We start from the raw sequence: 21680 nt of genomic DNA, 5'->3' as shown, positions 1-21680 counted from the left end.
TCATGCTGCGATACATTCTCTGGCGCATCGCCGCCATGATCCCGACTCTCCTCATTATATCGGCCCTTGTCTTCACCATTATCGAACTACCGCCGGGCGATTATTTCGAAAGCTACATCGCCGAACTGCGCGCCCAGGGCGAAAACGTCGATGTGGCCGAAATCGAGGAGTTGCGTCGACAATATGGCTTCGACAAGCCGCCTGTGCTGCGCTACTTCCATTGGGTCGGTGGCATGATGCAGGGCGATTTCGGCTATTCCTTCGAATATCAGTTGCCGGTCAACGAGGTCGTGGGCGATCGGCTCTGGCTGACCGTTCTGGTTTCATTGGTCACAATCATCTTCACTTGGCTTGTCGCTTTCCCGATCGGCATCTATTCGGCAACCCATCAATACAGCTGGGGCGATTACGGACTGACCTTCGTCGGTTTGATCGGCATTGCCATTCCGAACTTCATGTTCGCCCTGATCCTGATGTACTTCGCCAACATCTGGTTCGGCACCTCGATCGGCCACCTTATGGACCAGAAATATCTGGCCGAACCAATGAGCTGGGACAAGGCGAAATCGATCTTGGAGCATCTCTGGATCCCGGTGCTAATCGTCGGAACAGCCGGAACGGCCGGCATGATCCGTAGGTTGCGCGCCAACCTGCTTGACGAGTTGCAGAAGCAATACGTCGTCACCGCGCGCGCCAAGGGGCTCCACCCTTTCCGCACGCTGATCAAATACCCGCTGCGCATGTCGCTCAATTTCTTCATCTCGGACATCGGCTCGATCCTGCCCGCAATCATCTCCGGTGCTGAAATCACCGCCATCGTGCTCTCGCTCGAAACCACCGGCCCGATGTTGATCAAGGCATTGCAGAGCCAGGATATGTATCTCGCAGGTTCCTTCCTGATGTTCCTTGCATTCCTCACCGTCATCGGTGTGCTGGTCTCGGATATCGCCCTCGCCTTTCTCGATCCGCGCATCAGGCTGCAAGGCGGGAGCACCAAGTGACGTCACCGACCCAGCACACCGGCGATACGCTGCCGCACTTTGTCTCCACAGCACCCTTCGATCCGCTTTCCGTCGAGGTGATGTCGGAAGAGCAGGCCTATGTTAACAAGGCGTCCCAGACGCGGCTGATGTGGTGGAAATTCAAGCGCCACAAGCTTGCGCTCATCTCGGGCGTCTTTCTCCTCATCCTTTATGCGATGATTGCGATCGTCGAGTTTCTGGCCCCCTACAATCTGCATACGCGCAATGTCGACTTCATCCATGCGCCACCGCAGGCCGTGCATCTGTTCAACGAGGGAACCTTCGTCGGGCCCTTCGTTTACGGCCGGGACATGCGCCTCGACATCGATACGCTGCGCCGTGTCTACACGGAAGATCGCAGCGATATCCAGCCGCTCCGCTTCTTCTGCAGCGGCGACGCCTATAAATTCTGGGGCCTGTTCAAGGCCAGCACGCACCTCGTCTGTCCGGCGGAAGGTGGCCAGTTCTTCCTGCTCGGCAGCGATCGGCTCGGCCGTGACGTGCTGTCGCGCATCCTCTACGGTGCCCGCATCTCGCTCACCATCGGCCTTCTCGGCATCACCATGAGCTTCGTGCTCGGCATCGTCATCGGCGGCCTGGCCGGTTATCATGGCGGCACGTTCGATCTCATCGTCCAGCGTATCATCGAGGTGTTGCAGTCGATCCCTAGTATTCCACTGTGGATGGCACTGGCGGCGATCATGCCTGTCACCTGGAGCCCAATCGTCATCTATCTCGGCATCACCGCCATTCTCGGCCTGCTCGACTGGACCGGCCTTGCGCGTGCGGTGCGCTCGAAACTGCTTGCCTTGCGCGAGGAGGATTATGTCCTTGCGGCCCAACTGATGGGCGCCAAAAGCGGCCGCATCATCGGGCGCCATCTGGTTCCGGGCTTCATGTCGCACCTCATCGCCACCGCAACGCTGGCGATCCCCGGCATGATCCTGGGCGAAACCGCGCTGAGCTTTCTGGGGCTTGGTCTGCGTCCGCCGATCACCAGCTGGGGCATCCTGCTCACCGAAGCGCGCAGCGTCAGTGTCATTGCCTTCTATCCCTGGCTGCTGTTTCCGACTATTCCGGTCATTCTCGTGATTCTGGCCTTCAATTTTCTCGGTGACGGCCTGCGCGACGCTGCCGATCCCTATAAGTGAAGTGGAATAAACCATGTCCAAGATTTACCGGTGGGAGATGGACTTCGCGGGGGAAAACAGGGGCTGGGCTCGTGATGCGACGGATCGAAGACGCCCGCATTCTGATGTACAGCCATGACACGTTCGGCCTGGGGCACCTGCGCCGGTGTCGCACGATTGCGCATTCGCTGGTCGAGGATTATCGCGGCCTGAATATCCTGATTATATCAGGAGCAACCATCGCCGGCGCATTCGATTACCGTGCCCGCGTCGATTTCGTGAAGATCCCGAGCGTCATCAAGCTGCGCAACGGCGAGTATACGTCAATGGATCGGCATATCGACCTGCACGAGACGCTGAAAATGCGCCAGTCGATCATCCGTCACACGGCGGAAACCTTTCAGCCCGACATCTTCATCGTCGACAAGGAGCCGATGGGGCTTGGCGGCGAGGTCGAGGAAACGCTGGCCTTTCTCAAGAAGCAGGGTACGACGCTGGTGCTTGGCCTGCGCGAGGTCATGGATGCACCGCATCTGCTTGATGCTGAGTGGAAGCGCAACGATGTAATGCGCAAGATCGGCCAGTTCTACGACAGCGTCTGGGTCTACGGGCCGCCGGATTTCTATGATCCCCTGGTCGGACTGGACGTGCCGGCCTCTGTTCGGTCAAAGATGGACTTCGTCGGCTTTCTCCAGCGCAGCACATCGCCGGACGGAGAGGCTGACCACAAGCCGAAGGGCGATTATATCCTCGTTACGACCGGCGGTGGCGGCGATGGCTCCGATCTGATCCACGACGTGATCGACGCCTATCAGGAAGACCCGACGCTCACCCATCGGGCGCTGATCGTTCTCGGGCCCTACATGCCTGCAAAGCAACGGCAAAAGCTGATGCGCAAGGGGCAAAGGTGCCCTATATCGAGGTCATCGAATTCGACAACCGGATGGAAGAATTGATTGCCGGCGCCACGGCGGTGGTCGCGATGGGCGGCTACAACACCTATTGCGAAATCCTCTCCTTCGACAAGCCGGCCCTGATCGTGCCACGCGTCATGCCGCGCGAAGAGCAACTGATCCGCGCAAGCCGGGCGTCCGAACTCGGCCTTATCGACATGCTGTTGCCCGAAGAGGCAAACGACCCGATGCGGCTGGCGGCAGCGCTCAAGGCCCTGCCGATGCGCGACCCGCCGTCGAAAAGCGCGGCGGGCATGACGCTTGAGGGCCTGTCGAACATCTCGCAGATCGTCGGCGAGTGGCTCGGCCGTCGCGACACCGAGCATCTTTCGGTCGTAAAAGGGTAGTCACGTGGTGCAGGCCCGCAAAATCGTCGTGGTGCTGAAAGGCTATCCGCGTCTTTCGGAAACATTCATCGCACAGGAACTGCTGGGGCTCGAAAGAGCGGGCTTCGAACTCGTTCTTGTCGCACTGCGGCGACCAACGGACAAGAAGCGCCATCCGGTGCATGACGAAATCCGCGCGCCGGTCCATTATCTGCCGGAATACCTGCATGAAGAACCGCTTCGGGTGATGCGGGCTATGGTCTCGTGCCTGCGCAAACCGGGCTTCTGGTCCGGCCTTGGTACCCTGCTGGGCGATTTTCGCCGCGACCGCACCCGCAATCGCATCCGGCGCTTCGGCCAGGCTACCGTGCTGGCTGCCGAATGGCCGGAAGGCGCTGGTTGGCTGCATGCACATTTCATCCACACACCCGCCTCGGTCGCCGCCTATGCCAGCCTGATCAGCGGCATCCCCTGGACCTGTTCGGCGCATGCCAAGGACATCTGGACCTCGCCGGACTGGGAACTGGCCGGCAAGCTCGCCAGCACGCGCTGGACCGTCACATGCACGCATACCGGATTTGACCACTTGCAAACGCTGGCCGATGGTAAAAGCAAGGTGCATCTCAGCTACCACGGGCTCGACCTCGCGCGCTTCGCACCGTTCACGGATGACAGGACATTGCGCGACGGTTCGTCTCCGCTGGATCCGGTACAGATCGTCAGCGTCGGGCGCGCCGTCGAAAAGAAGGGTTTCGACATCCTTCTGCGAGCGCTCAGCCTGCTGCCGGCCGATCTCCACTGGCGCTTCGACCATATCGGCGACGGTGGTGAACTGAAGACATTGCGCATCCTGGCGGAAACGCTCGGACTGTCCGACAGGATCACGTGGCGCGGGGCGCTCGACCAGACGGATGTGCTTGCCCGATACCGTGAGGCCGACATCTTCGCCCTGCCCTGCCGGATCACCGCCGACGGAGATCGCGACGGCCTGCCCAACGTTCTCGTGGAAGCATCGAGCCAGCGCCTTGTCTGTATTTCCACGAACATTTCCGGTGTTCCGGAATTGCTCGTCGATGGTGAAAACGGCTTTGTCGTGCCGCCCGAAGATCCGCAGGCCTTTGCTTGGGCGCTTGAAGCCGCCATTCGCAATCCGGCACTGCGGCACCGACTCGGCGACGCAGCCGAACGACGCGTTCGCAGCGATTTCGATCATCACGCCAGCATTCGCCAGCTCAAAAACCTCTTCGAAGGGGAATGGCAGGCTGCACCATGACGCCACCTCCAGAACCTCGGGTCTTCTTCTACGTCCAGCACCTGCTCGGCATCGGCCATCTGGCACGGGCGAGCCGCATCGCGGCAGCCCTTGCCGACGACGGCTTCGAGGTGACGGTGGTTACGGGCGGATCACCTGTGGCCGGTTTTCCCGGCCCGGGCGTTCACCATGTCGCCCTGCCGGCCATTCTCTCGGGCGACGCCGGTTTCTCAGGCCTTGTCGATGAACACGGCCAGCCAGTGGACGATGCTTTCAAGGACAGGCGCCGCGATCTGTTGCTGGCGGCCTTCCGTGCCTGCCGGCCGGATATCGTGCTGCTGGAAGCCTTCCCATTCGGCCGCCGGCAGGTTCGCTTCGAACTCGTCCCGCTGCTTGACGCCATCGCCACGACCAGCCCAAGGCCGCTCGTGATAACATCGCTGCGGGATATCCTGCAGGAACGCGCCAAGCCGGGGCGTGACGAAGAGACGGTTGGCCTGATCAAGCAGCATTTCGATCGTGTTCTGGTGCATGGCGACCCCACCTTTGCCCGGTTGGAGGACACGTTTCCGCTGGCATCCGAAATCGCCGATAAGGTTTCCTACACAGGTCTTGTCGCCGCGCCGCCGCCCGCGCCTGCTGCCGAGCAGTTCGACGTTGTCGTCTCTGCCGGGGGCGGCGCCGTCGGGATCGACTTGATCAGGGCGGCGCTTGGAGCGGCGAACACGATTACCGGTGGCCGCTGGTGCCTGATATCAGGCCCGAACCTCCCACAGGCAGATTTCGATGCGGTCACGGCGCAGGCACCGGCGCATGTCAGCGTCTTCCGCTTTCGCAGGGATTTTGCAAGCCTGCTTTCGGGCGCCCGGCTTTCGGTCTCGCAGGCGGGCTACAACACGGTGTGCGACGTTCTGCGCGCCGGTTGCCAGTCGCTGCTGATCCCATTTACTGCAGGCGGCGAGACGGAGCAGACGACGCGCGCCCTGCGGTTGGAAAAGCTCGGTCTGGCGCAGGTTTTGACAGAGGACAATCTGACGGCAGAGAGCATGCACATGGCGATCGAGCGGGCGCTTTCAAACAGGGAAACAAGGACGCATTCGCTCGATTTGAACGGCGCACAGCGCACTGCAACCATCCTGCGGGAACTGTTCTAAACTGTGCCGATCAGCATGAAACGCGTGTATTTCTTCATCGGCAGCGATCCCGAATAATCCAGCTGGCTCAATCCGGCCTGGGCGACAAACGCCTCCAGCGACGGCACGCAGTTGATATGCGTCGGCTCACTGAAATAATCGTTGGACTGGAGCAGGACACGGGTTCCGGGAGGCAGCAGCGAAAGCCAGGCCCGCAGGTTGGCAATATGCTCGCAGCTCGTATTGATCACGAGATCTGCATCGAGACCCGCATAGTCCAGCGCATACATATCCTGCGTTAGTGCCTGGAATCGATCGCCGGCCCTAGCGTTCAGCGTTTTGGCCACGGCGGCGACGCTGTCGTCGATATCGACGCTGTCGATCCGCTCGATCGAAAAACGGCTGTCGTCGAACAGCATGCCGGCCAGCACGCCGTACCAGCCGCCCAGCACGACGATGCGTCCGTATTCCCCGCCGAGACTTTCGAACAGCATATCGCGTGCCCAGGTCTTGCAGGCGACCTGCTTATGATTGAAGGCATTGCCGACGTCGGCGTCCGGATGCCGGGCCATCACGCCCACCAGTCCGGCGATCAGGAAACTGCCCGTATAGGCAGAGAGCCCCCGCACGACATCAAATGCGCTATCCTGCCAATCTGTTGTGGTTGCGTCCTGCGGGCGGGTGGTTTTCATCATGGCCGTGTTGTAGTCTGCCGTTTTCGGGAGCGCAAGGAATGCAGGTCAAACCGGCGGAAAGTTCCGCGACACCGCAGGATGGAGCGGCCGGCAACCTGCCGCATCTCGCCGGTGTCGGGTCGTCCATGCGTCAGGTCGTCGCCGCGCATTTCCTCCGGGATTGCCCGCACGTTCTGGAAATCGGCGGGCACGCACAGCCGATCACGGGATACCTGACGCACAATCCTCTCTCCGTCCTTTCCGTCGATCCCAAGACCCAGGCCTTTGAGGCAGAGGCGCTGAACGGACGCCCCTGCTCCGTGCGGCATGTGCCGAAAAAATTCCAGGAAATCGAATACACCTATACCGCCGGAAGCTATGGCCTCGTGTTGCTTGGTTACTCGCTCAAGCCTTTCGGAAACCGGGACCCGCTTGGAAAACTCTTGTTCTCACTCATCGACAATGCCAAAACGGTGATCATAGACTATGCGCCGGAGTTGGAGCGGGCGGCGTCTCAGGTTCCGCATATCGTCAATCGCCCGACGCTTTCTTTACGCTGCATGTTCGATCTTCGCCTGCACGATGAAGAGATTGCCGGTACGCCCTATGCGGACCGGCGCTTCTACGTTCTGGACCCACATCCTACGGTACTTTGAATTCATCCATGGAAAAACGCCTCACCCGTTACATCTGGACCCACACACGCGCTCAGCAGCTCTGGATCCTGCTTGTCGTCGCCGTCTCGATGATTCCCTATTTCCTGTCCTTCGACCTGCCAAAGCAGATCGTCAACGGGCCGATCCAGGGCGCGGGCTTCGATACACCCGGCGCAACCCAATTGTTCATGGATCTCAATTTCGATCTTCCATGGATCGGCAATATCGTGCTGTTTCCCGGCGTCGAACTGACGCGCATGCAGACGCTGTATGCCCTCAGCCTGGTGTTCCTGCTGTTGGTGGTCATCAACGGTCTCTTCAAATTCTACATCAACACCTATAAGGGCCGGCTGGGCGAGCGGCTGCTGCGCCGTATCCGCTTTGAACTCGTCGACCGCATTCTGCGCTTTCCGCCAAACCAGTTCAAACGGGTCAAGGGTGCGGAAATTTCCAGCATGGTGAAGGACGAGGTCGAGCCGCTCGGTGGTTTTACCGGCGACGCCTTCGTTTCGCCGGCGCTGCTCGGCGGTCAGGCGCTGACAGCCCTGTTCTTCATCTTCATGCAGAATTTCTGGCTCGGCATGATCGCTGCCGGCATGGTCGCGGTTCAAGGCGTCATCATTCCGCGCATGCGTCGCCGTTTGCTGGTCCTTGGTCGCGAACGACAGATCACCGCACGCGAGCTTGCCGGTCGTGTCAGCGAAATAGTCGAAGGCATTGGTGCGATCCACGCCTATGATACGTCAAACTACGAGCGCGCCGACATTGCTCACCGGCTCGGCCGCATCTTCAAGATTCGCTACGACCTCTACCAGTGGAAATTCCTGGTCAAGTTCATCAACAACTTCCTCGCCCAGTTGACGCCCTTTCTCTTCTATTGCGTCGGCGGCTATCTGGCGCTGCAGGGCCGGCTCGACATCGGCCAGCTCGTTGCCGTGATCAGTGCCTACAAGGACCTGCCTGGTCCGTTGAAGGACCTGATCGACTGGGACCAGACGCGTCAGGACGTGCAGGTGAAATATGTTCAGGTGGTTGAACAGTTCACAGTTGAAAAGATCCTGGAACCGACGGTTCAGACAATGGCGGTCGCAAGGCCGGCCGCTCTTAAGGCGCCACTGGCGGCAGTGAACCTGTCGTTGGCGGACGACAGCGGCGCAAGGCTTTTGGAACGCGTGTCCCTGCAGATCCACCCTGGCGAGACGATCGCTATCGTGGGCGGTGCTGCCGGAGGCGGCGATGCGCTTGCCGAAGCCTTTGCTCGGTTGATATGGCCCGAAAGCGGCAAGATTGTCGCGGGCGGCGACGACCTTCTCGAACTGCCGGAATCGGTGACCGGCCGCAACATCTCCTACGCCTCGTCGGACAGTTACTTCTTTTACGGAAGCCTTCGGGACAACCTGCTCTACGGCCTGAAGCATGCGCCCTATAAAGCGGCTGTCTACGAAGGTCCCGGTGCTACGCAGCGCAAGTGGGAAGTCCTCGAGGCCAAAATGGCCGGCAATCCGGATTTCGATACCAACAGCGACTGGATCGACTACGAGGCCGCCAGCGCCACCCATCAGGAAGATCTGTTCGCGGCCATCCTGCCGGTCCTCGATACGGTTCAGCTTTCGACGGATATACTCGATCTCGCGCTCCGCTCGACGGTTGATCCTGCCGAGCACGTAGACCTTGCCGCAAGCATCGTCGAGATGCGTCATGCATTGAGAAAGGAACTGGAGGAAGAGGACCTTTCCAGTCTCGTCGTCTCATTCGAGCCGGGGGCGTACAATACCGAAGCCACGGTTGGCGAAAACCTGCTGTTCGGTACGGCGACGGGGCCAACCTTACGCGGCCGGGCGATCTCGAAGAATGCCTATTTCCGCTCGGTCGTCGGTCGCACAGGCCTCGACAGCGCGCTGTTCGATATGGGTTACAGCATCGCGGAAAACGCTGTCGAACTGTTCTCAGACTTGCCGCCGGATCATCCGTTCTTCCAGCAACTGACCTTCATGACTGCGGACGACATCCCGCTCTACCAGCAATTGGTGCAGAAGCTGAAAGGAAAGGGCCTGGACCAGGCCTCGGAAGAAGACCGGTCCAGCATCATCCGCCTGAGCTTCCTCTATATCGAACCTCGCCATCGTTTCGGCCTTTTGACCGATGAGCTGATGGCAAAGATTGTCGATGTGCGCCGTGAATTCCACGATGGCCTGCCGGAGGATCTGCAGGGTGCGATCGAGCGCTATGACCCTGAGCACTACACGGCGTCCGCCAGCCTGATGGACAATGTCCTTTTCGGTCGCATCAGTCACAAACACGCCGATGGCTCCAAACGCATCCGCGCCATCGTCAGCACCCTGCTGAACACGCTCGGCCTGCATGAACAGGTTCTGGCCATCGGCCTCGACTTCAATGTCGGCGCGGGCGGCAAGCGGCTGACATCCTTTCAGCGGCAGAAACTCAATCTGGCCCGTGCCCTGGTCCGCCGCTCGGAATATTATATCTTCAACCGGCCGCTGCCGGGTCTCGATCACCGTCTTCAGGACGAAATCGTGCGGGAGGTGCTGAACCTGGTGAAACGCAACGGGCACAATCCGGCGGTCGTCTGGGTGCTGTCCAACGCTGGGCTGGCGCACATTTTCGATCGAGTCATGGTCTTCGACAGGGGCATGCTGGTCGAAGATGGAACACACGCGACACTTGTCGAAAATAACGGTATATTTAAGGACATGGTGTCATCATAAACTGGGAATGTCTGGGCTAAGCGTGCCGCCGAAACAAGAAACACGCTGTCCGGATATCTGATTTGCGCATCAGCGCTCACGGGGAATTTAGGGGTACAGGCACGTCATGTTGCTCAAGGATGAAGTTCAAATGTTGCGGCGGGTGCCGCTGTTTGCCGGGGTCGAGCCGACAAAACTGAAACTGCTCGCCTTTACCTCCGATCGCGTGGGATATCGCGCCGGCGAAGTCCTGTTTCATCAGGGCGATTCCGGCGATGCGGCCTATGTGGTGCTGACCGGCAGGGCCGAGATCCTCGTCGATTCCCAAGCGGCCAGTTCAAGATTGCGGAAGTCGAGAACAACGCCATCGTCGGTGAAATCGCCATCCTCTGCGATGTCGCACGAACCGCAACGGTCCGGGCAGTGACCTCAGTTGAAGCTTTGCGCATCCGCAAGGAGCATTTCATAAAGCTGCTGACGGATTTTCCTGAAATCACAATCGAAGTCATGCGCGTGCTCGCCGACCGGCTCAGCCACACCACAAGTGAACTGACGGCAGCCCGCAGCCGGGCGCGTCAGTCCGAGTAACCGGTCATCGGCGTTCCGGCTGTGCTGACACAATGGAACCAGTGGAAAGATCGACACTGAAATTGCGGGACGGCAGGCCGGATACGAACTTGCCATACATGCGAAACAACAGGGCAAGCCGCGCCTGGACGCCACCCTCTTGTTTCGAGGAGCTCTGCTGATAAAGTTCGGATACAGCCGCGTAAAGAGCCAATCGCTCCTCATCAATCCAGTCCAGCGCCAGTTCGCTCGCCATACGCAGGCGATACCAGTCGGCGAGAAAAGATAACATCGATACGGATTCCATGGCGCCCAGCGATGCGCCGTCTTGAAAACGCTCCTGCAGACGGGTCCGTGCCTGAGGCGTTGCCCGAAGCCGCTCTACTGCCGAAATTGCCCCACGGGTCGCAACAGCTTGTGGCTCCCCCGCAAGATACGCCACGTCCAAAAGACTGAGCGCCTGAATAAGCGAGACAAGGTCTCTTGGCCATTCCCGCTTCAGGAACCGGCGGCCGACCAGATGGCCGAGGTGCTCATAAAGAAATGTCCCGTAGTCGCTCGCGTTCAGCATATTTCCGGTCTTGAGGCCCGTGCGCGACACCTCGGTCTGGTAGAGCGTAAGGATCGCCGGATCGAGCGGCATGTTACCGATGCCAATGGTCTCGACATGCAAATGTCCGTCCTCCGAAGTGATGATCTTGTAGGCGCACGGAAAAGCGACAAGCGAGGGCATTCCAACATTGATCAGATAGGCGCCGCCCCGCCGCACCCGAGCGGTATCGTTGACATGCAGGTGGCCGCTGAAGTGAATGGTGATGCCGGCATCCATCAGCGCTTCAGCTACAGCCGAGACGGGAATGCGATCCGAAAAACTGGTTGGCCCCAGCAAGTCAAGTTCGTCTTCTAGCGTATCATCAAGAGGATCGGCGGCAGGGTAGTGGGAAAAAGCGAGCAGGCATTTTCCAAAGCGGCTCGCCCGATCGGCGACATTGCGCATCCAGTCGAACATGAAGGACTTGTGACGAAGCATTGCGTTCCAGCCCGCCCCGGTACTGTCGGCAAGATCACCGCTGGTGCCAACGGGTATGCCTGAGACCGGCTCGAAGACATTGGCGTCGATCATCAGCAGCCAGACACCCGGAAAAGGCTCGATCAGATAGGAGGCATCCACAAGGTGGCGCACGACCCTGCCGTCCGGGGATCGCACCTCGTAGCGCCTTGCCTCAAGATCATCATCTTCCCCAAAAGGCGTTTCCCAATGTAGATCATCAGCACGGCGAAAAAGCCGACATTGGGCAGCGCCCGCAACCCCTCAGGATAGCCCCCGCAATACATGCTGGGTGTGAGATTGATCGTTTGTGCATGGGTGTCCGTGACATTGGAGTCACTGGTAGCAACTCTGTAGCCGCCGGTCGCGGTCAGAAATCGCTTCGATCGATGGCGGCCATGCTCGCCAAAAATATCGTGGTTTCCGACAGTTGCATAAAAGCGCATGCCGAAACGGCTGGCATAGTCGTCGAGTAGCTGCCTGACACCAGCCACGGTTGCGACCTGGCCATCATCGGAATAGTCGCCGAGCAGCACGACATGCCGGATTCCGCGTGCAGCGATGTCATCCAGCGTGAAACGCAGTGCGCCGTCGCTTTCGTTGAAGACACGCGTCGAGCGCGCCGTATCCGCCAGCATGCGCGCCGCCATGCAACTGCCGTTTTCCCCACACTCTGGAAGACCGTAATCTCCGCGAAGATCGTGGAAATGGGCATCGGCAACGACGGCGATCCGGGGACTATTCGAAGGCGGCATTCTTTTTGCGTTTCCGTAAGCGATTTGACAATGATTTCCGGTGTTGTTTCCTTCTGAACCACAGAACGGAAGAAAAAGCGAATTCGACCCTCGCCTAACCAAGGCAGTTTGGCTAACATGGCAAAAATGAGGCGGCAGACGTGCCTAAACGAACCAAGACACGCAACTTAAAGCCCTGAAAGAACAGGGATAATTTTGACCATCCGAAAAAATCCGAAAAGCCGCCTGAAGCGGGCTGGTCAGAGGCAAGTGAGAGAGTGAACAAAAACGTGTTTCGGGTACGGTTTTGGGGAGTGCGTGGCAGCCTGCCGGTATCGGGCGCCGCCTTCCAGCAATATGGAGGCAACACGATCTGTATCGAAATGCGCTGCGGTGATCACCGGCTGCTTTTCGATGCGGGATCCGGCCTAATGCCGGCCGGTCAGGTTTTGAAGACCGAGGGCGTCTCCGAATACAATATCTTCTTCACCCACTGTCACTACGACCATATTATCGGCCTTCCCTATTTTCCCGCGCTTTTCGATCCGAATGCGTCCGTGGCGCTTTGGTCCGGCCATATGGCGGGGCGGATGAGCACGCGCCAGATAATCGGCGAATTCATGCGTCCTCCCTGGTTTCCGGTCGAGCCGGATATCTGCCGCGCCAGCATCGGCTGCATCGACTTCCGATCTGGTGACACCCTCGCGCCCCATCCAGGTGTCACGATTCGCACCGGCGCACTCAACCATCCGGGCGGCGCGGTCGGATACAGGGTCGAATGGAACGGCCAGGCCGCAGCTCTGATTACCGATACCGAACATACGCCCGGCATTCTTGACCCTGCCGTGCTGGAGCTGATCCAGGACGCTGACCTGTTCATCTACGATTGCACCTATACCGACGACGAGATGGCCCGCCATGTCGGCTACGGGCATTCTTCCTGGCAGCATGCGATCCGGCTCGCCAAGGCGGCAGGCGTCAAGCGCATCGCCTTTATCCACCACTCGCCGCTGCGCACCGATCCGGAGCTCGATGCGATCGGACAGATGGCGACCCGCGAATTCCCCGGCGCCTTCCCTGCACGCGATGGGCAAGTCATCGACCTTTAGACGGAATCAGCCGTCTGCAAGAATATCTTCGACGGATGCCCAGCGACATCCCGGGTGTCCGTAGGTCGCGCAAAACAATTGATCCAGAAAACTCCAGACCGTTCGATCGTGGACAAGGTGATGGGTGAGCACGCCGACCGTTCCGCCATGATCGAACACGTGCCGTAAGCGTCCCAGGACCTCGGCGATAAGAACGGCGTGATCGCGGCCGCCCCGCGTTCCATGCCAGTCCATGACGTCGACATGGGTATTGAGCATCCTGATCGGCGCCGGTTTTTCCACTCCATAGACGGACAGGGCTGCAAAGCCGATCGCGCCGAGCGACGGCAGCAAACCGGCATCGATGCGGTTCCACGGCGGCACTAGGAGGGGAATGAAGCGATGCCCGAACAGATCGGCGAGCAGGCGATAACCCGTGGCAAGCTCGGCAATCACCGCCTCCGGCTGTCTGTCTGGACCACCAAGCTCCTGTTTCTTGCGATCGCCTGTTGCATGATTGGCATGCGCCCAGCCATGAACGGCCACCGCAGCATGGGACACATCCATCAAACGCCGTGCCAAAGCAGGCCCCGTCCCCGCCGGAATGACGGCAAGCGTCACCGGAACCTGATAGCGTCGTGTGCTTTCGAGCAGTTGCTCAAGCGCCGCCGTCGGCTCGATGGCATCGTCATCCCGCAGCCAGAAGGTCACCACCCGCCCGGCGGCCTGCCAGCGATCAAGCTCTGCCACAAGCGGCGCCCAGCGATCATCATTCGTCATCGGCAAACCTCGATATGGGTGCGCAGGATGGTATCCAACCGGGCCGCCGCCGTTGCGAGGTCACGCTCCGCGCCGACGAAACGTCGTGCTTCCTTCGCCATCCCCTGCCGCTCCTTTTCCTCAAGAAGCAACCGCCGGATTGCAGCTGCATAGGCATCGAGATCACCGGCCGGCGTCAAAAGGCCGGTTCGTGCGTGCATCACGACCTCCGGCACGCCGGCAATCTGCTGGGCGATCACCGGAAGACCGCTCGCCTGCGCCTCGAGATAGGCAAGCCCGTAAGCCTCGCCGCAGCCGGGCCAGACATAGAGCGCACCGCGCGACAGCAATGCGCCGATCTCTGCTGGTGCCTGTTCGCCATGCCACTCGATCCTGTCATCTGGAAAGTTGGCGAACAGCGCCTCCACCTCGGCACGGCACGGCCCGTCACCGATCACCGAAAGCTGCCAGTCAAGATCCGGCAACAGATGCAGCGCAGCCGCCAGCATGCGGTAGCTATCCATCTTGTCGCCCGGACGCATCATGGCGATCGTCACAAGACGGCCGGGCTCCGGTTTCGGCTCACGACCGAGGAAGTCCGACGCCTCGATGAAAGGTGGCAGCATCGCCGTGCGAGCCCCCGGCAGCGCCTCCAGCAAGCCATCCTGGTCGCGCCGGGTAAAACAGATGTTGACCGCCGCCCCGCGGACCGCGTCCGCGACGCTCTGCTGGGCCCTCGCCCAAGGGCCAATATTGCGCCGGGGAGAATAGGAGGCCTCGGCCGTCACATAGGCAAAGCCGAACCGCCGCGCCAGGTGCGGCCCGATCAGGTCCGGCGCCTTATAGTAGGGATGGTAGCAGAACCAGACGTCCGGCTTGCCCTCGATCTGCCAGTGTTGCGCAATACGCTCCCGTTCCGCCTCGGCAGCCTGTTCCATCTCGGCAGCCTGCTCCGCGGACGGCACCTTCGAGAAGGTCCGCAACTCGGAAGCAACTTCGACCTCATGGCCTGACTGGCGCAAGGCCGCGATCACGAGACGCGCCATCAGCCTGTCGCCGGATGGAACAGGATGATGGGGTGATTTCAGCGGCGCATGGAAAGCGATCTTCATGGAAGCGCCGTTTTAGGGGGCCACGCCGTTAGGTGTCAACAGAACGACAAATCAGAGATAGAAATCGTACTCGACGGCACTCGGCGCATGGAACAAGGCCTCGAATTCACCCATCCGGTTATCTCGGAAAAGATCGAGGAAGCGTTGCGGGATATATTCCTTGAGCACCGCCCCGCCGGTCATGCGGTCGAGGGCCGAAATCAGGTTGCGCGGCAGGTCGCTGCCGTCGCCTTCTGAAACACCTTCTGTCGGCGGCGTCGGCTGCCATTTGCCCTTGATGCCAGCATGCATGCCGGCGAGGATCGCAGCGACGACCAGATGCGGGCTCGCATCGGCGCCGGCGACGCGGTGCTCGATGCGGCGCGACTTGTCGGAGCCGGTCGGCACGCGAAAGGCAACCGAACGATTGTTGTAGCCCCAGCTCGTATCCATCGGCACGAACATCTTCGGCTTCAGGCGGCGGAAGCTCGAAAAATTCGGCGCGTAGAAGGCCATGGTCTCGGCCAATGTTTGCTGCAGCCCGGCAACCGCCGGCTCCAGAAGCGCGTCGTCACCGGACATGCGGTTATTGCCGTCCTTGTCAACGAGGCTGACATGGACGTGCATGCCGCTGCCGGGCTGATCGACAAACGGCTTTGCCATGAAGGTTGCATCATCACCGCGCGCTCGTGCAACGCCGCGAACGATACGTCGCAACAGCACAGCCTGATCGGCCGCCAGCACCGGATCAGGCCCATGCTCGAGATTGATCTCGAACTGGGCAATGCCGTATTCCGAAATGGCCGTGCCAACGGGAACGCCTTGCGCCTGCGAGGCAGCCGCTATATCGGCGATGAAATCGGCATAGTCCTCGACCAGCGACAAGCTGAAGTTTTCTTCCGTGCGCGGTGGCGCACCGGTGCGCGCCAGATTGGCTGGAGAAACGCCACCGTCCGGCATGCGTTTTGCAACCGTCAGGTAGAATTCAAGCTCGCAGGCAACGACCGGGAAAAGCCCGTCGGCATTCAGGCGATCGACCACATCCTGCAGGATCTTGCGCGGATCGTACCAGAAGCGCTCGCCGGTCATGGCATGGCGCAGATCAAGCAGGCATTGCTGCGTCGGCACTTTCGCCCACGGCACCGGCACGAGATCGCCGATCACCCGGGCGCTGGCATCGGGATCGCCGTCATAGCCACCAATGCCCTCCGGCGTCGGATTGACTCCACGCGCATCGAACAGAAGCGCGCAGGCCGACATGTTGAGGCCATCGCGCAATAGCCGCGCGCTGTCACGGGCAGGCTCCCGCTTGCCATAGAGCTGGCCGGAAATACCGATGGCGAAGGCATCGATGTAACCCGTGCTCGAACTGCCGATTGTCATGCCAGACCCCGCTCTTTCAGTTCCACCGCGGTACGGTCAAGCACGTCACGGGCTGTTTTAATGATGAAATCCACCTCGTCATGGCTGATGATGAAGGGCGGTGCCAGCAGCATCGTATCGCGTGTCGCCCGCATGATCAGGCCGCTTGCAAACGATATATCGCGGCAGACCGTTCCGGCGGAACCGACCTTGGCGAACGGCGCGCGGCGGGCCTTGTCGGGCGAAAGCTCCAAGGCGCCGATCAGACCGACCATGCGTGCCTCGCCAACCAGCGGATGATCGCCAAGTTCGGCCCAGCGCTTTTGCAGATAGGGGCCGATATCATCTCGGATGCGTTCGATCAGTTTCTCGTTCTGGATGATCCGGATATTGGCGATGGCCGCAGCACAGCCGGCCGGATGGGCCGAATTCGTATAGCCATGGTTGAAATCGTCGCCAATGCTGTCGAGCACGTCGGCAACCTTGTCGGAGACCAGCACGCCGCCGATCGGCTGGTAGCCGGAGGAGACCGCCTTGGCGAAGGCGATGAGATCAGGCTCGAAACCGAAAGTCTGGCAGCCGAACCAGTTGCCCGTGCGGCCAAAGCCGCAGATGACCTCGTCGGAGATCAACAGGATGCCGTACTGATTGCAGATCCTCTGGATCTCCGGCCAGTAGCTCTTCGGCGGAATGATGACGCCGCCGGCCCCTGCAAGGGTTCGCCGATAAAGGCGGCAACCTTATCGACGCCGATTTCCAGGATGGCCGTTTCAAGCTCTCGGGCAATGCGGATGCCGAAGGCTTCCGGATCCTCGTCGCCGCCTTCGCCATACCAATAGGGCTGGGCGATGTGGTGGATGCCGGCGATCGGCAGGCCGCCCTGTGCATGCATGTATTTCATGCCCCCGAGACTGGCACCACCGATGGTCGAGCCATGATAGCCGTTCCAGCGCCCGATGATCACCTGCCGCTCGGGCGCGCCTTTCGTCGCCCAATAGGTACGGACCATGCGGATGATCGTGTCGTTCGCTTCGGAGCCGGAGCTTGTGTAGAAGACGCGATTGAACTGCGGCGGCGAAACCTCGGCCAGCAGTTCCGACAGCTCGATCGCCGGCATGTGCGAAGTCTTGAAGAAGGTGTTGTAGTAGGGCAGCTGGTGCAACTGCCTGGTGATCGCGTCGATGATTTCCTTGCGATCATAGCCGACGGCCACGTTCCACAGACCCGACATGCCATCGAGGATCTTATTGCCATCGATGTCGTAGATGTAGACACCCTCTGCCCTGTCGATGATGCGCGAGCCGATCTGGGCGAGTTCGTGATTGTCGGAAAAGGGATGGAAATGATGCCGGGCATCGGTCTGCTGCAGGAGGCTGAGCGTCGGAATTTGAGACATTTTCGCGTTCTGAACCATGCGCCTGCCTTAGCCTCTCTGGATTATCCACTGGTCTGATCCGCAACGCGACATGGCAGGCACTGCTCCCCGGCCCGTCCTGTCGAATCTACGTGGCAAGCACACTAACCCTAGCGGGTCGGGCTGCGCCAGCGCTTGTTGACGCAAAGTTTTTCAGGCAAGCGCAAGTCCAACGGTCGGTTGTCGTCTCATAGCATCGCTCCGGAATGGACAATCTCTTCAGCCTCATCCCTGTTCATGCCGAAAACCTTCTTGCCGATCTCGAAGGCGAAGCCGTTGCGGGCGAAGGCCGACAGTTCCTTGATTTTCCGCTTCTCGTCGAGTTCGATACGACGAAATGGGCCAAAGCCACGCTTGCGGGCAAAGACGACAGCGGCAACGAGATCGTTGCTTTCCTCCAGTGCCGCCTGTGCAGTTTCCCGCGAAATGCCTTTGACCGACAATTTTTGCGCAATCGCCTTTTTCGACTTGCCAGTGCGCACGCCGGACCGCGTTCGAACCTCGGCATAGGTCGTGTCGTTCAATCCACCGATTTCATAGGCAAAAGCCACGGAGGCAGCGGCAACCGCCTGCACCTGGGCGCCGCTGATATCAACGAACTTCGTGCGAGCCTTCCGGGCGATGGCATCGGAAAGTTCTCGCTCGCTCATCATACGCCGACCAAGACGGTAGATCGTCGAATTGCGCGCCCAGGACAACATCCGTTTGGTCGGCAGATCGCTGGGGGCCTCTTCATCGGCGGCATCTTGACTATTGTCAGGAAACATCAGCGACTGGGGCAAAGCGCTGCGCGCAAGGCTGTGAAACGATCGTGCTATACAAATTCTATCCTCCGTTCGCGCTGCCGATAAACGTGCAAGCCGATCCAGCAAACTATTTCATGCGGGGAACCGCCATGCAACTTCCAGAAAATCTGCTGAACGCCAAGAACGAAAAAAGCCTGCCGCGGGAGGAGGTGCGGCAGGCTTTCAATATCGAAGCAGCGACTGGGAGGAGGAGCGCCGCTGCTTGTGCAAGCAGCTCTGGGAGGAGGAGTGAGCTGCAAGCCAAATCGAAGTTCAGCGGGAGGAGGTGCATCCCTTCGATAAGTATGACTATATCTGATTCCTGCTCATTTCATAGGCAGATATTTGCAGGGCAGATATGCAATTTTCGCATGACGGAAAATCCCATTTCCCTCGACACGAAAAACATCGAAAAAGCAAAACGCCCGCTGGAGGAAAGCGGGCGTTCAAGACATTCAATGGTCGGCTCAAGGGCCGGAAAAATCAACGTGCAATGGATGCGCGGGCAACCGAGCGGATGTCGGCGCGATCGATGCCGAGGTCGCGCAGTTCGCGGGTCGACATGCGGTCGAGTTCGTTGACAGTCTGACGGAACTTGCGCCAGTTGTTGAAAGAGCGTGCTACGTTCATGTTGATCCCCTTTCGTGAGGTCTGTTGACGCCAGCAACCGCACTTGGCCCTGTCGTCGTTTGATGATGCGAATATAGGCGCATGCCTCGGCCCCGAACAGCGCCAAGACCTCAGGGCACCCATGCGCGAAATGCACAGGTTCGGAAGTTTGTACGCCGATGGAGAGACTGAACTGGATGGCAATCTGCAGCATCCCGGGTTTGCCGCCCCACAAAAACGCGTATAAGCCGGGACCGGAAACAGACAGGGGATTGCGCATGGAAACCGTTGAAATCGAAAGCCGGAGCGATTTCGCACTCTGGACCATCCAGCGCGCCCAGGAAATTGTCACGGCGGAAGGTGCTGCCTTTGCGATGGCGGCCCGCGACATGAATGAGGAAGCCCTGGCACAGACCGCGGCAGCGCTGGGCAAGGCGATTAGCGAAGCCATGCTGGAAGTGTTTGACGGCTTGATAGCTGATTGATTGATCGGCAGATCAGATCGGTTCGAAGAACACCTGACACCATCGTGACATAACCTTCAGCTTGAATGTGAAAACACGGAACCCCACATGGAGTCCGTGCATTTGCGTTCTGAAAGGAAGGTCCTCAATGGTATCGATCAGCGACAATGCAATCGCCCAGGATCCGCGCAACACGCTCACGCGGACACAGCAGGATGCCCTGAAAGCCATCGCCTTCTTTCGACGCCAGAGAAAGACCGGTAGCCGCTGGCTGGTGGGCGACAAGCGGATTTCACAGAAGATTGTTTCCGACCTTGAAAAGCTTGATCTCGTCGATGAGGGCCGTGTGCGCACCGAAAGCGTGCTCGTCCTGACCACGGCCGGAAATCTGGCTGTCGAGCGTCTCAGTCATTAAAAGGTTGGCCGAGCACTTTTTCAAACACCTCAGAGAACAGGCCGCGCCGCCCGCCACACCCAAGACAAGAACGGCCGCCGCAAATCTGCAGCGGCCGTCAGGACTTTCTCGGACGATCGCTCAGGCGGCGCACTTCAGGGCATCGCCCAGCATCGAGACAATCTCGCCTATCTGGCTCTTTTCGATGATCAGCGGCGGTGAAAAGGCGATGATATCGCCGGTGACACGGATCAGCAGGCCTTTTTCGAAACAATCGACAAAGACGTCATAGGCCCGCGCACCGATCGCGCCTTCGCGCGAGGATAGCTCGATTCCGGCAATCAGGCCGATCGTGCGGATATCGATGACATTCGGCAAGCCCTTCAGCGCGTGCATCGCATCCGCCCAGTCGGCCTCAAGCTCGGCGGCCCGGGTCAGCAGGCCCTCGTTGCGATATATATCCAGTGTCGCGATGCCGGCAGCGCAGGCAGCCGGGTGGCCGGAATAGGTGTAGCCGTGGAACAGTTCGATCTGTCCCTCCGGCCCGTGCATCAGCGCATCGTGGACCGTGCGGCTGGCAAAGACGGCGCCCATCGGGATCACGCCATTGGTCAGGCCCTTGGCGGTCGTGACGATATCCGGCGTCACGCCGAAATGATCGGTGGCAAACGGCGAGCCGAGACGACCGAAGCCGGTGATGACTTCGTCGAAGATCAGAAGAATGCCATGCCTGCTGCAAATGGTCCGCAAGCGCTCCAGATAGCCTTTCGGCGGAACCAGCACGCCGGTGGAGCCGGCGACCGGCTCGACGATGCAGGCGGCGATGGTCTCGGCGCCGTGCAAGGCCACCATGCGCTCGAGATCATCGGCGAGTTCCGCACCATGCTCCGGCTGGCCTTTGACATAGGCATTGCGGGACAGATCATGGGTATGGCGCAGATGATCGGCCGGAATCTGCGGGAAAACGCGACGGTTGTTGACGAGACCGCCCACCGAGATGCCGCCAAAACCGACGCCATGATAGCCGCGCTCGCGGCCGATCAGCCGGGTGCGCGTGCCCTGCCCGATCGAACGCTGATAGGCAATGGCGATCTTCAAGGCGGTATCGACCGATTCCGAACCGGATCCGGTGAAGAAGATGCGATCAAGTTTCGCATCCGGACCACCGGGCGCGATCTCGGCCAAGCGCTCGGCAAAATCAAAGGCGATCGGATGGCCCATCTGGAAGGATGGCGCATAATCCAGTTGCATCAACTGGCGCTCGACGGCGGAGGCGATCTGCCGGCGGCCATGCCCGGCATTGACGCACCAGAGGCCGGCGGTTCCGTCCAGCACCTTGCGGCCGTCGGTCGTGGTGTAGTGCATGCCATCGGCGCTTGCCATCATGCGCGGCGCCGCCTTGAACTGGCGATTGGCGGTAAAGGGCATCCAGTAGCTGTCAAGGCTCGGCGCGTTCGGTTTGGAATGGGCGTTCATCGGCATCTCCTTTTGATGCGCCATAGCCGCCATGATTT

Annotated in this window: 18 protein-coding genes and 3 pseudogenes; 11 read left to right on the top strand and 10 right to left on the bottom strand. The window is 59.9% G+C overall.

Annotated features, from left to right (window positions below):
* Positions 1-2 precede the first annotated feature (2 nt).
* The 5 genes and pseudogenes from P6U16_RS17055 to P6U16_RS17035 all read left to right on the top strand — a co-directional run bounded on the left by P6U16_RS17055 (position 3) and on the right by P6U16_RS17035 (position 5837).
* The gene (locus P6U16_RS17055; protein ID WP_277701515.1) at positions 3-1001 is read left to right on the top strand and encodes an ABC transporter permease; all 999 of its coding nucleotides are present in this window, start codon (positions 3-5) and stop codon (positions 999-1001) included.
* A complete protein-coding gene (locus P6U16_RS17050; protein ID WP_277701514.1) occupies positions 998-2173 on the top strand; it encodes an ABC transporter permease in 1176 nt (391 codons plus the stop codon). The genes P6U16_RS17055 and P6U16_RS17050 overlap by 4 nt, the downstream gene beginning before the upstream one ends.
* A 71-nt stretch (positions 2174-2244) precedes the next feature.
* Positions 2245-3452 (top strand): annotated as a pseudogene (locus P6U16_RS17045) (glycosyltransferase family protein).
* A 4-nt stretch (positions 3453-3456) separates the two neighbouring features.
* Complete coding sequence (locus tag P6U16_RS17040) at positions 3457-4704, top strand: glycosyltransferase family 4 protein (RefSeq protein WP_277701513.1); 1248 nt, start codon at positions 3457-3459, stop codon at positions 4702-4704.
* Positions 4701-5837 carry a glycosyltransferase gene (locus P6U16_RS17035; protein ID WP_277701512.1) on the top strand — a complete coding sequence of 379 codons (1137 nt, stop codon included), beginning with the start codon at positions 4701-4703 and terminating at the stop codon, positions 5835-5837. The genes P6U16_RS17040 and P6U16_RS17035 overlap by 4 nt, the downstream gene beginning before the upstream one ends.
* Here the strand turns inward: P6U16_RS17035 and P6U16_RS17030 are convergent.
* A complete protein-coding gene (locus P6U16_RS17030) occupies positions 5834-6511 on the bottom strand; it encodes a class I SAM-dependent methyltransferase (RefSeq protein ID WP_277701511.1) in 678 nt (225 codons plus the stop codon). The genes P6U16_RS17035 and P6U16_RS17030 overlap by 4 nt on opposite strands.
* A gap of 38 nt (positions 6512-6549) precedes the next feature.
* Here P6U16_RS17030 and P6U16_RS17025 point away from each other — a divergent pair, with 38 nt between their 5' ends.
* From P6U16_RS17025 to P6U16_RS17015, 3 genes and pseudogenes are all read left to right on the top strand, one after another.
* Complete coding sequence (locus tag P6U16_RS17025) at positions 6550-7146, top strand: hypothetical protein (protein WP_277701510.1); 597 nt, start codon at positions 6550-6552, stop codon at positions 7144-7146.
* Between the two features lie 8 nt (positions 7147-7154).
* On the top strand, positions 7155-9872 hold the full coding sequence (locus P6U16_RS17020; protein ID WP_277701509.1) for an ABC transporter ATP-binding protein: 2718 nt from the start codon (positions 7155-7157) through the stop codon (positions 9870-9872).
* Positions 9873-9978: 106 nt separating this feature from the next.
* Positions 9979-10439, top strand: a pseudogene (locus P6U16_RS17015) (Crp/Fnr family transcriptional regulator).
* A gap of 4 nt (positions 10440-10443) precedes the next feature.
* Here P6U16_RS17015 and P6U16_RS17010 read toward each other — a convergent pair.
* On the bottom strand, positions 10444-11601 hold the full coding sequence (locus P6U16_RS17010) for a metallophosphoesterase family protein (RefSeq protein ID WP_277701508.1): 1158 nt from the start codon (positions 11599-11601) through the stop codon (positions 10444-10446).
* Positions 11571-12221 carry a metallophosphoesterase gene (locus P6U16_RS17005; RefSeq protein WP_277701507.1) on the bottom strand — a complete coding sequence of 217 codons (651 nt, stop codon included), beginning with the start codon at positions 12219-12221 and terminating at the stop codon, positions 11571-11573. Before P6U16_RS17005 ends, P6U16_RS17010 begins: the two co-directional genes overlap by 31 nt.
* Before the next feature lie 257 nt (positions 12222-12478).
* Here P6U16_RS17005 and P6U16_RS17000 point away from each other — a divergent pair, with 257 nt between their 5' ends.
* Positions 12479-13309: an MBL fold metallo-hydrolase gene (locus P6U16_RS17000; RefSeq protein WP_277701506.1), complete on the top strand. Its 831-nt coding sequence runs from the start codon at positions 12479-12481 to the stop codon at positions 13307-13309.
* Between the two features lie 6 nt (positions 13310-13315).
* Here P6U16_RS17000 and P6U16_RS16995 read toward each other — a convergent pair whose 3' ends face one another.
* The 6 genes and pseudogenes from P6U16_RS16995 to P6U16_RS16970 form a co-directional block, all read right to left on the bottom strand.
* A complete protein-coding gene (locus P6U16_RS16995) occupies positions 13316-14068 on the bottom strand; it encodes a polysaccharide deacetylase family protein (RefSeq protein ID WP_277701505.1) in 753 nt (250 codons plus the stop codon).
* Positions 14065-15159 carry a glycosyltransferase family 4 protein gene (locus P6U16_RS16990; protein WP_277701504.1) on the bottom strand — a complete coding sequence of 365 codons (1095 nt, stop codon included), beginning with the start codon at positions 15157-15159 and terminating at the stop codon, positions 14065-14067. Before P6U16_RS16990 ends, P6U16_RS16995 begins: the two co-directional genes overlap by 4 nt.
* Positions 15160-15210: 51 nt before the next feature.
* The gene (locus tag P6U16_RS16985) at positions 15211-16521 is read right to left on the bottom strand and encodes a glutamine synthetase family protein (protein WP_277701503.1); all 1311 of its coding nucleotides are present in this window, start codon (positions 16519-16521) and stop codon (positions 15211-15213) included.
* A pseudogene (locus P6U16_RS16980) lies at positions 16518-17896 on the bottom strand (aspartate aminotransferase family protein). The gene P6U16_RS16985 and the pseudogene P6U16_RS16980 overlap by 4 nt, the downstream one beginning before the upstream one ends.
* Before the next feature lie 206 nt (positions 17897-18102).
* Positions 18103-18681 carry a recombination regulator RecX gene (gene recX, locus P6U16_RS16975; RefSeq protein WP_277701502.1) on the bottom strand — a complete coding sequence of 193 codons (579 nt, stop codon included), beginning with the start codon at positions 18679-18681 and terminating at the stop codon, positions 18103-18105.
* A gap of 501 nt (positions 18682-19182) precedes the next feature.
* The gene (locus P6U16_RS16970) at positions 19183-19329 is read right to left on the bottom strand and encodes a DUF1127 domain-containing protein (RefSeq protein ID WP_158475533.1); all 147 of its coding nucleotides are present in this window, start codon (positions 19327-19329) and stop codon (positions 19183-19185) included.
* Between the two features lie 257 nt (positions 19330-19586).
* Between P6U16_RS16970 and P6U16_RS16965 the strand changes: the two genes are divergently transcribed.
* Both P6U16_RS16965 and P6U16_RS16960 read left to right on the top strand, forming a co-directional pair.
* A complete protein-coding gene (locus tag P6U16_RS16965; RefSeq protein ID WP_277701501.1) occupies positions 19587-19793 on the top strand; it encodes a hypothetical protein in 207 nt (68 codons plus the stop codon).
* A 127-nt stretch (positions 19794-19920) separates the two neighbouring features.
* A complete protein-coding gene (locus P6U16_RS16960) occupies positions 19921-20187 on the top strand; it encodes a hypothetical protein (protein WP_277701500.1) in 267 nt (88 codons plus the stop codon).
* A 120-nt stretch (positions 20188-20307) separates the two neighbouring features.
* Here the strand turns inward: P6U16_RS16960 and P6U16_RS16955 are convergent, their stop codons facing one another.
* Positions 20308-21642, bottom strand: a complete 1335-nt coding sequence (locus tag P6U16_RS16955) for an aspartate aminotransferase family protein (protein WP_277701499.1) — start codon at positions 21640-21642, stop codon at positions 20308-20310.
* Positions 21643-21680: the final 38 nt, after the last annotated feature.

The sequence above is a fragment of the Rhizobium sp. 32-5/1 genome (assembly GCF_029537235.1).
Classification (GTDB): domain Bacteria; phylum Pseudomonadota; class Alphaproteobacteria; order Rhizobiales; family Rhizobiaceae; genus Pararhizobium.
Note: the sequence above shows the minus strand (reverse complement) of the source record. Positions and strands in the feature narration are given on the sequence as shown.